The sequence below is a fragment of the Stutzerimonas chloritidismutans genome, from assembly GCF_051486945.1.
Lineage (GTDB): Bacteria > Pseudomonadota > Gammaproteobacteria > Pseudomonadales > Pseudomonadaceae > Stutzerimonas > Stutzerimonas chloritidismutans_B.
Window position 1 is genome coordinate 542,993 of record NZ_JAHVDX010000003.1, and the last position, 13,502, is coordinate 556,494.

General features: G+C 64.1%; 11 protein-coding genes. 5 read left to right on the forward strand and 6 right to left on the reverse strand.

Annotation, left to right across the window (positions count from 1 at the left end; all coding sequences use genetic code 11):
• Positions 1–78: 78 nt before the first annotated feature.
• From KXR72_RS14455 to KXR72_RS14465, 3 genes are all read right to left on the reverse strand, one after another.
• Entirely contained in the window at positions 79–1,437 is a 1,359-nt protein-coding gene (locus KXR72_RS14455) for an aspartate aminotransferase family protein (protein WP_437421786.1), read from the reverse strand.
• A gap of 95 nt (positions 1,438–1,532) precedes the next feature.
• Positions 1,533–2,891 (reverse strand): glutamine synthetase family protein, encoded by a 1,359-nt coding sequence (locus tag KXR72_RS14460; RefSeq protein WP_437421985.1) that lies wholly within the window; start codon positions 2,889–2,891, stop codon positions 1,533–1,535.
• A 43-nt stretch (positions 2,892–2,934) separates the two neighbouring features.
• Positions 2,935–3,681, reverse strand: coding sequence for a gamma-glutamyl-gamma-aminobutyrate hydrolase family protein (locus tag KXR72_RS14465; protein WP_437421787.1), 747 nt, complete (start codon positions 3,679–3,681; stop codon positions 2,935–2,937).
• Positions 3,682–3,932: 251 nt separating this feature from the next.
• Here KXR72_RS14465 and KXR72_RS14470 point away from each other — a divergent pair, with 251 nt between their 5' ends.
• The 3 genes from KXR72_RS14470 to KXR72_RS14480 all read left to right on the forward strand — a co-directional run bounded on the left by KXR72_RS14470 (position 3,933) and on the right by KXR72_RS14480 (position 7,325).
• A complete protein-coding gene (locus KXR72_RS14470) occupies positions 3,933–5,309 on the forward strand; it encodes a glutamine synthetase family protein (protein ID WP_437421788.1) in 1,377 nt (458 codons plus the stop codon).
• Between the two features lie 175 nt (positions 5,310–5,484).
• The gene (gene aguA / locus KXR72_RS14475; protein ID WP_437421789.1) at positions 5,485–6,600 is read left to right on the forward strand and encodes an agmatine deiminase; all 1,116 of its coding nucleotides are present in this window, start codon (positions 5,485–5,487) and stop codon (positions 6,598–6,600) included.
• Between the two features lie 47 nt (positions 6,601–6,647).
• On the forward strand, positions 6,648–7,325 hold the full coding sequence (locus KXR72_RS14480; RefSeq protein ID WP_437421790.1) for a hypothetical protein: 678 nt from the start codon (positions 6,648–6,650) through the stop codon (positions 7,323–7,325).
• A gap of 108 nt (positions 7,326–7,433) precedes the next feature.
• Here the strand turns inward: KXR72_RS14480 and KXR72_RS14485 are convergent, their stop codons facing one another.
• The 3 genes from KXR72_RS14485 to KXR72_RS14495 all read right to left on the reverse strand — a co-directional run bounded on the left by KXR72_RS14485 (position 7,434) and on the right by KXR72_RS14495 (position 10,582).
• Complete coding sequence (locus tag KXR72_RS14485; protein ID WP_437421791.1) at positions 7,434–8,432, reverse strand: GGDEF domain-containing protein; 999 nt, start codon at positions 8,430–8,432, stop codon at positions 7,434–7,436.
• Between the two features lie 137 nt (positions 8,433–8,569).
• Complete coding sequence (desA, locus tag KXR72_RS14490) at positions 8,570–9,757, reverse strand: delta-9 fatty acid desaturase DesA (protein WP_437421792.1); 1,188 nt, start codon at positions 9,755–9,757, stop codon at positions 8,570–8,572.
• A gap of 210 nt (positions 9,758–9,967) precedes the next feature.
• Positions 9,968–10,582 carry a hypothetical protein gene (locus KXR72_RS14495; RefSeq protein WP_437421793.1) on the reverse strand — a complete coding sequence of 205 codons (615 nt, stop codon included), beginning with the start codon at positions 10,580–10,582 and terminating at the stop codon, positions 9,968–9,970.
• A 645-nt stretch (positions 10,583–11,227) separates the two neighbouring features.
• Here KXR72_RS14495 and KXR72_RS14500 point away from each other — a divergent pair.
• Together KXR72_RS14500 and KXR72_RS14505 are read left to right on the forward strand one after the other, a co-directional pair.
• On the forward strand, positions 11,228–13,003 hold the full coding sequence (locus tag KXR72_RS14500; protein WP_437421986.1) for a PAS domain S-box protein: 1,776 nt from the start codon (positions 11,228–11,230) through the stop codon (positions 13,001–13,003).
• Between the two features lie 95 nt (positions 13,004–13,098).
• Entirely contained in the window at positions 13,099–13,485 is a 387-nt protein-coding gene (locus tag KXR72_RS14505) for a response regulator (RefSeq protein ID WP_437421794.1), read from the forward strand.
• The last annotated feature ends 17 nt before the right edge of the window (positions 13,486–13,502 follow it).

Consider the following 13,502-nt stretch of genomic DNA (forward strand, 5'->3'; position numbering starts at 1 on the left):
GGCCGGACACGCTTTGCGCCGCTTTGACGGGTGCCGCCAACGCCAGACCTTTCGGCCAGGCTGGCAGCGCCCTGCCGCTCATCCGCGTACGTCCTTCGCGGTGGCGTCCAGGCACAGCCGAACCTTATCGATCAGCTCGTCGATCTGCGCCTCGTTAATCACAAGCGGCGGCGAGATGATCATGGTGTCCCCCACCGCGCGCATCACCAGGCCGTTGCGGAAGCAATGCTCACGGCAGAGCATGCCGACGCCCGAATCGGCGAAGCGCTCGCGGGTTTTCTTGTTCTTGACCAGCTCCAGCGCACCGAGCATGCCGACGCCACGCGCCTCGCCCACCAGCCGGTGCTCGACCAGCTCACGCCAGCGAGACTGCAAATAGGGTGCCGTCTGGCTCTTCACCCGCTCGACAATTTTCTCCTCGCGCATGATGCGGATGTTTTCCAGCGCCACCGCGGCGGCGACCGGGTGCCCTGAATAGGTAAAGCCGTGGTAGAACTCGCCGCCTTCATTGAGTGTGTGCACCACTTCGTCGCGCACCACCACGCCCCCCATCGGCAGGTAGCCGGACGTCAAGCCCTTCGCGATCGGCATCAGATCCGGCGCATTACCGTAGTAGTCGCTGCCGAACCACTCGCCGGTGCGACCGAATCCACAAATGACCTCGTCGGCGACGAAGAGGATGTCGTAGCGCGCCAGGATCTCGCGGATCTTCGGCCAGTAGCTGTCCGGAGGAATGATGACGCCACCCGCGCCCTGGATCGGCTCCGCGATAAAGGCTGCCACCTTGTCCTCGCCGACCTCGCGAATCTTCTGCTCCAGCTGCTCGGCGACGCGCACGCCGAATTCGTCCGGGTCCATGTCGCCGCCTTCACCGAACCAGTAGGGCTGGTCGATGTGCTCGATCCCCGGGATCGGCCCGTCGCCCTGCTCGTGCATGGCCTTCATACCGCCGAGGCTGGCACCCGCCACCGTCGAGCCGTGGTAGCCGTTCCAGCGGCCAATCACCACTTTCTTCTGCGGCTGGCCCTTGATTGCCCAGTAATGGCGCACCATGCGCAGCACGGTGTCGTTCGCCTCGGAACCGGAACCGGTGAAGAACACATGGTTCATGCCTTCGGGCGCGATTTCGGCGATGGCCTTGGCCAGTGCGAGCGCCGGGGGGTGGGCCGTCTGGAAGAACAGGTTGTAGTAGGGCAACTCGCGCATCTGGCGGGTTGCCGCCTCGACCAGCTCCTCTCGCCCATAGCCCAGGTTGACGCACCAGAGCCCGGCCATCGCATCGAGGATCCGGTGGCCTTCGCTGTCCCACAAGTAGACGCCCTCGCCTCGGGTGATGATCCGGGTGCCTTTGGCGTTCAGCGCCTTGTAGTCGGTGAACGGCGGCAGGTGATGGTCACGGCTCAGGGCTTGCCACTGCAGGGTTTGCGATTCGCTCATCAATCACCTCTTGGTTGTCATGCTTGAGCAGATGCTTGAAACGCACCCACCCAGGATTTGCTGTCCGTCCAGCCGTTAGCCTTCTCGCCTCGCGTTTACACAGACAGCATGAGGAACTCGCGCTCCCAGGAACTGATCACGCGGTTGTAGTTCTCCTGCTCGGCGCGCTTGACCGCGATGTAGCCCGTGATGAATTTCGGGCTGAGGTACTTGCGCAGTTCACGGCAGTTCTCCATTCGCTCCAGGGCGGTTTCCAGGGTCAACGGCAGGCGCAGGTTGCGCCGCTCGTAGCCACGGCCACGTACCTGCGGGCTGGGATTGAGCTCCTCGACCATGCCGATGTAGCCGCACAGCAGGCTCGCAGCGATGGCCAGATACGGGTTGGCATCGGCGCCGGCCAGGCGATTCTCGACGCGGCGGTTCTGCGGGTCCGAATCCGGCACACGAAGCCCGACGGTGCGGTTTTCCTCGCCCCACTCTACGTTCACCGGTGCCGAGGTATCGGGCAGGAAGCGGCGGAAGGAGTTCACGTTCGGCGCGAACATCGGCAACAGCTCCGGGATGTATTTCTGCAGGCCGCCGACGTGATGCAGGAATAGCTGGCTCATCGAGCCGTCCGGATTGGAGAAAATGTTTCGCCCGGTTTCCATGTCCACCACGCTCTGGTGCAAGTGCATCGCACTGCCCGGCTCGCCGGTCATGGGCTTGGCCATGAACGTGGCCGCCACGTTGTGCTTCAACGCCGCCTCGCGCATGGTGCGCTTGAATACGAGGATCTGATCGGCCAGGTGCAGCGCCTCGCCGTGACGGAAGTTGATCTCCATCTGCGCGGTGCCTTCCTCGTGGATCAGCGTATCCAGGTCCAGCCCCTGCGCCTCGCACCAGTCGTACATATCCTCGAACAACGGATCGAACTCGTTGGCCGCGTCGATGGAAAATGATTGCCGGCCCGTTTCCTGCCGACCCGACCGGCCAATGGGCGGCTGGAACGGCAGGTCCGGGTCCTCGCAACGCTTGGTCAGGTAGAACTCCATTTCCGGCGCAACGATCGGCTGCCAGCCTTTGTCGGCATACATTTTCAGCACGCGCTTGAGGATATTGCGCGGCGAGATCTCGATGGGGTTGCCCATCTTGTCGTAGGTGTCGTGGATGACTTGAGCGGTGGGTTCGATGGCCCAGGGCACCAGGAAGACGGCATCGGCATCGGGGCGGCAGAACATGTCGATGTCCGCCGGGTCGAGCAATTCGTAATAGATGTCGTCCTCGACGTAGTCGCCCGTTACCGTCTGCAGCAGGACGCTCTCAGGCAGGCGCATGCCCTTCTCGTCGAGAAACTTGTTCGTCGGGGAAATCTTGCCGCGGGCGATGCCGGTCAGGTCACTGATCAGGCATTCCACCTCGGTAATCTTGCGTTCTTTCAGCCAGCCGGTGAGCTGGTCGAGTTTGCTGGACATATCGACCTCGAAATTGATGAAGCGAGCGCCGTGCCGGCTGCGCTCAGCGCCGTCCTGCGCGTTCCCGGCAAGCGCGGGCAAAACCCTCGAACAACGCCAGGTAGTGTGGGTGCTCATGCACCTTCCATTCTGGATGCCACTGTACGCCGAGGGCGAAGCTGCGTGCGCCCTCGACAGAAAACGCTTCGATCAACTTGTCCGGGGCCAGTGCCTCGATGCGCAGCCCCTGGCCTAGCCGCTCGACGCCCTGACCATGCACCGAATTGACCTGGATCTGCGCCGGCAAGCCGAGCTGCTCAAGCAGGCCGCCTGGCTGAACGTGCAGCGGATGGCTGAGCCCGTACTGGACCTCGACCGGATCGTCGGCGCGCTCGCGGTGATCGGCGTAGGGGCCGACCTCGTGCACCTTCTGGTGCAGGCTGCCGCCGAACGCCACGTTCATTTCCTGATACCCCCGGCAGACCCCGAACACCGGCACGCCCGCGTCTACCGCCGCGCGAATAAGCGGCAGGGTGAGGCGGTCGCGGGAGGGGTCGTGTGGCGTACCTTCGGCGCTGGCCGGGCCGCCGTAGTGGTGGGGTTCGACATTGGATGGCGAGCCGGTGAAGAGCAGACCGTCTACGCTATCGAGTAGGGCCTCTGGGTCGATCAGTTCGCCGAGTGCCGGAATCACCAGTGGCATGCCGGCAATAGCCGCCGCACGCAGGTACTTGTCACCGGCGATATGAAAATTGTGGTGGCCGATCTGCCTGGTACAGGCCGAAACGCCGATCAATGGCACGCGAGGCATGTGATACTCGTCTTTTCGGATGGGGCTCGTCGGAGAGTAGTCTTGTTCATTTTTATAGACAATAGCCAAGCATTGGCACTTCGGAAAGCTGTCGCCGCTTCGCATCGGCCACGCACCAATTGCCCCAAAAACGCCCATTGTGGGCCTTCACAGGGCATTTCCGAGGCCTATTGACAGCGACAGGGCTTTTCGATTGACTCCGAGACGAGCCATTTGATGATTGAAATTTTTAACAATTAAGGTGCTTCATCATGCTTCCCCCGCCGCGTGCCGTTCAGCTCAACGAAGCGAACGCGTTTCTCAAGGAACACCCGGAGGTCCAGTACGTCGACCTGCTGATCGCAGACATGAATGGCGTCGTCCGAGGCAAGCGCATCGAGCGCGCCAGCCTGCACAAGGTTTATGAGAAAGGCATCAACCTCCCCGCCTCGCTGTTCGCCCTAGACATCAATGGCATCACCGTCGAGAGCACCGGGCTGGGCATGGACATCGGCGACTCCGACCGGACCTGCTTCCCCATCCCCAACACCCTGAGCAACGAGCCCTGGCAGAAGCGCCCTACCGCGCAGCTGTTGATGACCATGCACGAGCGTGACGGTTCGCCCTTCTTCGCCGACCCGCGCGAGGTGCTGCGCCAGGTGGTCAGCAAGTTCGACGCCCTGGGCCTGACGATCTGCGCCGCCTTCGAGCTCGAGTTCTACTTGATCGACCAGGAGAACGTGAACGGCCGGCCGCAACCACCGCGCTCGCCGATCTCGGGCAAACGCCCGCACTCGACTCAGGTCTACCTGATCGATGACCTCGACGAGTATGTCGACTGCCTGCAGGACATCCTCGAGGGTGCCAAGGAACAGGGCATACCCGCCGATGCCATCGTCAAGGAAAGCGCGCCAGCGCAATTCGAAGTGAACCTGCATCACGTCGCCGATCCGATCAAGGCGTGCGACTACGCCGTCCTGCTCAAGCGCCTGATCAAGAACATCGCCTACGACCACGAGATGGACAGTACCTTCATGGCCAAGCCCTACCCGGGCCAGGCCGGTAACGGGCTGCACGTGCATATCTCGCTTCTCGACAAGAGCGGCAACAACATCTTCGCGACCGACACCCCGCTCGAAAGCGCCAAGTTGCGCCACGCCATCGGTGGTATCCAGCAGACCATGGCGGCTTCGATGGCCTTCCTCTGCCCCAACGTCAACTCCTACCGGCGCTTCGGCGCGCAGTTCTATGTACCGAACGCGCCCTGCTGGGGCCTGGACAATCGCACCGTCGCGCTGCGCGTACCCACCGACAGCCCCGACGCGGTGCGCATCGAGCATCGCGTCGCCGGCGCGGACGCCAACCCCTACCTGCTGCTGGCCGGTGTGCTGGCTGGCATCCATCACGGCCTCACCAACGAGATCGAGCCCGACCAGCCCATCGAGGGCAACTCATACGAACAGGTTGAACAAAGCCTGCCAACCAACCTGCGCGATGCCCTACGCGAGCTCGACGACAGTGAGATCATGGCCCGCTACATCAATCCGGACTACATCGATATCTTCGTCGCCTGCAAGGAAAGCGAACTGGCGGAGTTCGAACACTCGATCTCCGACCTCGAATACAACTGGTACCTGCACACCGTCTGACTGCCCCGCCCGGCGGATTGCACCGCAGGGCGGCTTGGCGTCCAATAGCGCCCGATACGCCTGCCTCCCTTCACACGCGGCACCCTCCGCCTGGCTACGGCCGGGCGGGTGACGTTTCGGGCGGCTGGCCTCGCCACAGCGCCGTCCCAACCGCCTTGTCATCACAGGATCCGCCATGACCACCCTGACCTCCACGCCCCGCCAAGACGGCTATTTCATGCCCGCCGAATGGGCGCCGCACAGCCAGACCTGGATGGTCTGGCCGCAGCGCCCGGACAACTGGCGCGACAACGGCGCGCCGGCCCAGGCCGCCTTTGCCGCGGTGGCCAAGGCCATCGCCCGTTTCGAGCCGGTCACCGTGTGTGCGATGCCCGCACAATTCCTTGCCGCCCGTGATGCGCTGGACCATGCAAGCATCCGAGTGATTGAAATGAGCACCGACGACGCCTGGGTCCGTGACACCGGGCCGACGTTTATCTGCGACGGCAAGGGCGGGCTGCGTGGCGTGGACTGGACGTTCAACGCCTGGGGCGGCCATGACGGCGGGCTGTATGCCGACTGGGCGCGTGACGACGAGGTGGCCCAGAAGATTCTCGAAATCGAGCGTTGCGACCGCTACCGCACGGAAGGCTTCGTGCTCGAAGGCGGCTCCATTCATGTCGATGGCGAAGGTACGCTGATTACCACCGAGGAATGCCTGCTCAACAAGAACCGCAACCCGCACCTGTCGCGTGAAGCCATCGAGGCGGTGCTGCGTGATCACCTGTCGATCGAAACCGTCATCTGGTTGCCACACGGCCTGTTCAACGACGAGACCGACGGCCACGTCGACAACTTCTGCTGCTTCGTACGCCCCGGCGAAGTCCTGCTAGCCTGGACGGACGACCCGGCCGACCCCAACTTCGAGCGTTGCCAGGCCGCCATGGCCGTGTTGGAGAAGGCTCGTGACGCCCAGGGCCGCGCGATCACCGTGCACAAGATGCCCATCCCCGGCCCGTTGCACGCCACCGAAGCGGAGTGCGCCGGAGTTGTCGCGCTGGACGGCAGCCAGCCACGTGACCCCTCGATCCGCCTGGCCGGCAGTTACGTGAACTTCCTGATCGTCAATGGCGGCATCATCGCCCCGGCCTTTGGCGACCCCTTGGACGCCGAGGCCGAACGCATCCTCGCTGAGGTCTTCCCGGCGCATCAGGTAGTCATGGTGCCCGGCCGGGAGATCCTGCTCGGCGGCGGCAATATCCATTGCATCACTCAGCAGCAACCGGCGCCGCTGAACCGCTCAATGAGGTAGCCGGATGCCTCCGGGCAAGCCGGGTTGTACTGGGGAGGCCAAACGCCGTGCGAATCGGAGCCGTTCTGCTAGGCATGCTGCTGGCGCACTCAACGCAGGCAGCCGAGCCCTACTCCTGCCGTAATGGCTTCTTTCCAGCGTTCGCTGGCGCGGTACGGCCAGCGGAGGTTGTGGCCGATGCCGGTCAACGTGTGCATTTTCGCGATGACGCGGTTGGCTGCCCGGAGCAGGCGTCCTGCATTCGACGCGCCTATCTCGTTAACGGTGACGAGCTCCTGGTCGGCCGGGAAGAGGACGGTTGGGCATGCGGCTGGTACTTCTCCAGCACGCGAGAGTTCGTCGGCTGGCTGCCGTCACGTCACGTCCGTACCGACGATGCAATGCCAGCACCGACCGCCAGTGACTGGGTTGGTCGCTGGCTTCCCATCGCAGGTGGCAATCGCATCCTCATCACCCATCCCTCGCCCGACAGCCCCTTGACCGTTGAAGGCGAGGCCATGTGGCAAGGCGGACGCAACAGCGACGGAGAGCCCATCGTTCACATTGGCGCCTTCTCCGGCCATGCCCGGCCTTCAGGCGACCTGCTGACGATCAGCGAAGGGGATGATGAATTCGATTGTCAGGTGACGCTGCAGCATGTCGCCGGCCATCTTGTGGTCACGGATAACAGCCGATGTGGCGGGCTCAACGTCCGGTTCGACGACGTCTACCGCAAAGCGGATTGATGCCGGTTCGAGACTGCCCGCCGAATGAAGCGCCGCCGATCTGCCCGCCAGTGAACGCCGGGGGCCGGCTGCTAGCCGGCCAGGCCAATCGGTATGTTCCGCCGCCAATCAGCCAACGATCACCTGGTTCTTGCCCAGGCGCTTGGCGGTGTACATAGCCGCATCGGCGCGAGCGAACAGCACGCTGAGATCGGGATCGCTGGCCCGCAGGTAGGTGACGCCGAGGCTCACGGTCACGCCGAAACGCTGGCCGTCGGCACTGGTGAAGACCAGGCGCTGAATCTCGCGCTGCAGGCGCTCGGCGATCTGTTCGGCAAGATCCGGCTGGCAGCCGGGCAGCAGCAGCGCGAATTCCTCGCCACCGATGCGTCCGAACAGGTCGCCGCGGCGCAGCACCGACGAGCCACACTGGGCCACGCGCTGCAAGACCTGATCGCCCATCTGGTGACCGTGGGTATCGTTGATGCGCTTGAAGTCATCGATGTCGAGCAATTGGAACGCCATGGGCGTGGCGTACTGGCGTGCCAGGTCGAACTCGCGCTGGGCACATTCGAAGAAGTGGCGGCGGTTGCTGCTCTGGGTCAGCACATCGATGGTGGCCAGACGCTGCAGTTCACCTTCAAGTTGCTTCTTTTCGGTGATGTCCTCAGCGATGCCAACGATGATCGGCCCGTGAGCGGTATCGGCGCGGCGCGCGACGAAACATTTGTCGCTGAGCCAACGCAGCTGCCCATCGGCACGGATGATGCGGTACTGGCGTTCTTCGACGGCGCCCTTCTCGAGCACTTCGAGCATGGTCTGCTGAGCATATTCGACGTCGTCGGGGTAAACGCTGTTGCGCCACTCGTCGAAGTTGGCCAGCAAGAGCGCGGCGGAGCGACCGAAGATCTGCTCGTAGGCCGGGCTGACATAGATCATCTGCTGAGCCTTCCAGTCGAACGCCCAGAGCACCGCATTGACCGCGCCCATGAGCGTGCTGAACAGCTGCTCGCGCTCGCTCAGCCGCTCGACCTCCGCCCGCGCATGCATCAGCGCTAGAAGGGTTTGTGTCTCGGACGGCGGGACGATGCCCTGGCCTGTTTCTCTGCGCTGCTTCAACAGATTCATACCTGCGTTCCGGAAAGGCGGCAGGCACCGGCGGCGCCGGGGCAGCTGTCGCTGACAAAAGAATGCAGTTGAGAGAGTGCCGCCTAACTAAAGTTCCGGCCGGCGCGATTGCCGCCAATCGCGCCGATCAGAGGTCGTCAGCGGGCGATGGCCGGCGCCAACGAGTAGGTCCGCAGCTGCTCGGCGAACTCGCGAAGCGACTGAATGCCACTCGCTTCGGCGTCCTGCACCCATTGTTTGATGGCGTTGAGCATCTCGTGACCATTGGCGCTGGTGCGCGTCCAGATCTGTTGCAGCGCCAGGCGCTGTTCGTAGATCACCTTGAGCGATTGGCTCTGCTCCAGAATCACCGCGATGCGAGCGTGCTGGTCGTCTTGCAGCAAGCTTGGCTCACGCGCCAACAGGCGCTTGGCGCGGCGCAGGTGGTGACGCACCGAGGCGTCCGCACGCTCGACTTCCAGGCGCACCAGCGGGCCGATTACCTGCTTGCGGTACTGGGCCATGATCTGAAAGCGGTTGTTAAGGATCGCCATGGCGCTGTCCATGTCGAGCTGGTGCTTGTCGTCGACCCGATGCGCGATGGGTGCGGTGCGGTTGACCTTGGCCAGCCCCAGCAGGCTGAACAGCTTGATCCAGGCCCAGCCCATGTCGAACTCCCATTTGCGCACCGAGAGCTTGGCCGAGTTCGGGTAGGTGTGGTGGTTGTTGTGTAGTTCCTCGCCACCAATGAGGATGCCCCAGGGCACCAGATTGGTCGCCGCGTCACGGCATTCGAAGTTGCGATAGCCCACCGCGTGGCCGAGGCCGTTCACCACGCCGGCGGCCCAGAACGGAATCCAGATCATCTGCACCGCCCAAACCGTCAGGCCGAGGGCGCCGAACAGAGCCAGGTCGATGGCCAGCATCAACACAATGCCTAGGTTGGGAAAACGCGAATAGAGGTTGCGCTCGATCCAGTCGTCCGGGCAGTTCTTGCCGTAGATGCGCAGGGTGTCCTCGTTTTTCGCCTCTTCCATGTAGAGCTCGGCGCCACGCCGCAGGACGGTACCCAGCCCCTTCTGCACAGGGCTGTGCGGGTCTTCGGCGGTCTCGCATTTAGCGTGGTGCTTGCGGTGGATGGCCGTCCACTCGCGGGTGTTCATGGCCGTGGTCAACCACAGCCAGAAGCGGAAGAAGTGCTTGAGCCCGCCGTTCAGCTCGAGCGAACGGTGCGCCGAGTAGCGGTGCAGGTACACCGTCACGGAGACGATGGTGACGTGAGTCAGAAGCAACGTGACCGCCACCACTTGCCAGGCGGAGAGGCCAAGAAAACCGGAATGCCACATAGAAGGTGCTGCCTCGTATTGGAAACGCGGGCCCGCGATCTCGGACCTGCCCACATTATTCGCTGCTGTGCGCCGAGATACGTCCCCCGTCCGTCGTTCATCCATGCTTTTTCGTTTCAGGGTCTGACAGAAATCATTCAAGCCGCCGATAAGCCAAGCATGCCACCAGGCGGCAGCACCACATATCCAAGGCTCGTTGCGATAATGGCATCACGCCACTAACCTGCCGCACCGGCCCGGAACCCCTTGGGGATCACGAGTCCAATCCTTACATGCAGCGATGTCCGGTCCCCTTTCTCGATGAAAACGATGCCCCGCACCACCGACCCGCGCTGGATTCTGAGCGTCGGCAGCCTCCTGCTGGCGTTGCTGTTTGGTGGGCTGGCCGTCAATGACTACCGCGCACGCGGCGCGCTCCAGGCGCTGCAGATCGAGCAGCAGGGCGAGCTGCAAGCGCTGGCGCTGCGCAGCGCGCAACGGGGGCTCGAGGAGCGTGCGCGGGTATTGGCGACAGCACTGAGCGCGAGCCCGCAGACCCTGCGGCTGGTCCGCCAGGCTGACCGGGCCGTCAATGCCGGTGCCGAGTGGGACGGCCCGCGCCTTGGGCGCATCCGCGCACAATTGATCAGCTCGCTCACCCCGACCTGGACCACCATGACGGCCAATGGCGCGCTGCAGCTGCAGATTTACTGGGGCAAGACCGGCATCGCCCTGGTCCGCATGAACGACGTCGACGCCTATGGCGACGCCGTGGCCGACCGCCGACCGCTGCTCTACCGCGCGCTGACCCAGGGTCAGGTCGTCTCCGGGCTGGATATCGGCCACCACAGCGCCGGCAACCGCGCCATCGTCCCCATCCGCGCCAGCAGCAGCCTGGACAGCGAAATAATCGGTGCGCTGGAAGTGGGCTTCGGCATCCTGCCACCGCTCGACGCACTTGGTGACGAACTCAACGCCGGGGTGGGCCTGATGGTCAATCGCTACGAGCTCGAAGAAGTGCTCTGGAAATTGCCCATCGGCATTCAACTTCCCGGCCTCGACGGCTGGCTGCTCAGTGCCCACTCAGCGCCGCAGATCCTGCACTGGGCGCAGCAGCGCACACTCCCCGCACCGGATTCCGGCCAGGCGCTGCGCCTGCTCGAAGCCGGCGGGCGCCGCTTCCTGTTCAATCAGGTGCCCTTGCACGACGTGCGCGCGGAGGATGACCCGACGCGCCTGCCCATGGCCGTCGCCGTGGCCTGGCGCGACGTTACCGAAGCACTGGGCGAACACCAACGGGCAGAGCGGCGAATGCTATTCAAATGGGGCCTGGCCTGGCTCACCGCCGAGGCACTCCTGCTCACCCTGGCAATCTTGCTGCATCGCCGCGGCGTGGTGCAGCGCGCCCACCGCATCAGCTCGCTCAAACAGGAGCGCAAGCGCAAGCGACTGTTCGAGCGCGGCCAGAAGATTGCCAGCTTGCTGCCCGGCATGGTGTACCAACTGCGCCGCACGCCCGACGGCCGCTTCAGCTTCCTCTATGCCAGCGCCGGCTCGCGCGACCTCTATGGCATCGAGCCCGAGCAGCTGATGAACGACGCCTCCGTGGCGTTTTCAGCGGTCTACGAGCCTGATCGCCAGAGCCTGCGCGCCGCGATCGAGCAGTCGGCCACGGCACTCGGCGGCGCCAGCACACGCTATCGCATCAACCACCGCGACAAAGGGCTGATCTGGGTGGAAGTCCGCGCCACCGCCGAGCGCCTGCGCGACGGCTCGACCCTCTGGCACGGCTTCGTCGCCGACATCACCCCGCTCATGAGCACTACCCTGGCCTTGACCGAGAGCGAGAGCCGCTTCCGCAGCATGGTCAGCAACCTGCCCGGCGCGGTCTACCGGCGCGGCGCCGACCGCTCGCTGCGCTACCTCAGCGACGGTATCGAGCGGCTGACCGGTTTCCCGGCGACCGACTTCCTCGCGCCGGGCACGCGCGACTACGCCAGCCTCGTCCACCCCGAAGACCGTGGCGAACTGCTGCGCAACGGCCAGGACCAGACCGAGCGCAGCTACCGCCTGATCAATGCCAGCGGCGAAACGCTATGGGTGCAGGAGATCAGCCGCGCGCTGCGCGATGCCGGCGGCAAGCTGCAGGGGTACGACGGCTTCGTCTGGGACGTCACCGCACGCACCCTTGCCGAGCGCGAGGCCCACGAACGCGAGCGTTACGTACGGCTGCTGATCGCCAACGTGGTCGACGCGATCATCATCATCAACCAGCGCGGCGAGATCGAAACCTTCAACCATGCAGCCGAGCGCACCTTCGGCTACAGCGAACAGGAAATGCTCGGGCAAAATCTCTCGATGCTCATGCCCGAGCCGCACCGCGCCGCACACGATGGCTATCTCGACGCCTATGAACGCCGTGGCGAAGGGCGCGCGCTGGAGCAGAACCGCGAATTGCAGGCAGTACGTCGCAACGGCGAGCTGTTCCTCATCGAGCTGCGCGTCTCGGAAATTCGCCACCGCGGCGAGCGCAAGTTCATCGGCCTGGTGCGCGACATCACCGAACGCAAGCGCATCGAGCAGATGAAGAGCGAGTTCGTTTCCATCGTCAGCCACGAGTTGCGCACCCCGTTGACGTCCATCTCGGGCGCCCTGGGCCTGGTCAACGGCGGCGCCGTCGGTGAAGTGCCGCCAGCGATCGGGCAGATGCTGACCATTGCGCAGCAAAACGCACAGCGCCTCGGCCTGTTGATCGATGACCTGCTGGACATGGAAAAGCTGATCGCCGGCAAGATGACCTTCAACCTCGATGTACAACCCCTGGAGCCGCTGCTCGCCGAGGCCTTGCGCGCCAACCAGGGCTACGCCGACCAACACGGCGTGCGGTTCGAATTCGGCGAGCGGGTGACCGCCCTGGTGCGAGTGGACGCCCACCGGCTGCAGCAGGTGCTGGCCAACCTGCTGTCCAACGCGGCGAAATTCTCACCGCCCGGGGCAGTCGTAACCCTGAGCAGCCGCCGCCAAGGCGATCAGGTCCGCGTGGCCGTCCGCGACGTGGGGCCGGGCATCCCGCAGGCATTTCGGCACCGGATCTTCCAGAAATTTTCCCAGGCCGACTCCTCCGACACCCGCCAGAAGGGCGGCACCGGGTTGGGGCTGGCAATCAGCAAGGAGCTCGTCGAGCAGATGCACGGGCACATTGGCTTTGATTCCGAGGCGGGCCAAGGCGCCTGTTTCTGGTTCGAGCTGCCCGCACACGACGCCTGATAACGGACTATTTTCTCTGGGACGGCATGAACGCACGCAGCGGAGATGGCACACTGCTGCATCGTTCGCTGCGTACAGACCGATGGAGGCACCGCATGACCGAGCTGAAGCGGATATTGCACGTCGAGGACGACCCGTCCATCCAGGCCGTGGCGAAAGTCGCGCTCGAAGCCATTGGCGGTTACGAGGTGCTGTCCTGCTCATCCGGTGCGCAGGCGCTGGCGGAAGTCGAGCGGTTCGCCCCGCAGTTCATCCTGCTGGACGTGATGATGCCCGGCATGGGCGGCCCCGAGACCCTGGCGCGGCTGAGCGAGCGCGTGGATCTCAGCCAAGTGCCGGTGGCTTTCATGACCGCCAAGGTTCAGCCCAGTGAGATCGATTACCTGCGCAAGCTCGGCGCGCGCGACGTGATCATCAAACCCTTCGACCCGATGCGCCTGGCCGGCCAGATCCGGACGATCTGGGAAGACAGTCGCGCCTGACCAATGGCGTTCCATTT

Coding starts and splice junctions, on each gene's coding strand:
- KXR72_RS14455 (WP_437421786.1), bottom strand. CDS start 1,437: ATGAGCGAATCGCAAACCCTGCAGTGGCAAGCCCTGAGCCGTGACCAT.
- KXR72_RS14460 (WP_437421985.1), bottom strand. CDS start 2,891: ATGTCCAGCAAACTCGACCAGCTCACCGGCTGGCTGAAAGAACGCAAG.
- KXR72_RS14465 (WP_437421787.1), bottom strand. CDS start 3,681: ATGCCTCGCGTGCCATTGATCGGCGTTTCGGCCTGTACCAGGCAGATC.
- KXR72_RS14470 (WP_437421788.1), top strand. CDS start 3,933: ATGCTTCCCCCGCCGCGTGCCGTTCAGCTCAACGAAGCGAACGCGTTT.
- aguA (WP_437421789.1), top strand. CDS start 5,485: ATGACCACCCTGACCTCCACGCCCCGCCAAGACGGCTATTTCATGCCC.
- KXR72_RS14485 (WP_437421791.1), bottom strand. CDS start 8,432: ATGAATCTGTTGAAGCAGCGCAGAGAAACAGGCCAGGGCATCGTCCCG.
- desA (WP_437421792.1), bottom strand. CDS start 9,757: ATGTGGCATTCCGGTTTTCTTGGCCTCTCCGCCTGGCAAGTGGTGGCG.
- KXR72_RS14500 (WP_437421986.1), top strand. CDS start 11,228: ATGGTGTACCAACTGCGCCGCACGCCCGACGGCCGCTTCAGCTTCCTC.
- KXR72_RS14505 (WP_437421794.1), top strand. CDS start 13,099: ATGACCGAGCTGAAGCGGATATTGCACGTCGAGGACGACCCGTCCATC.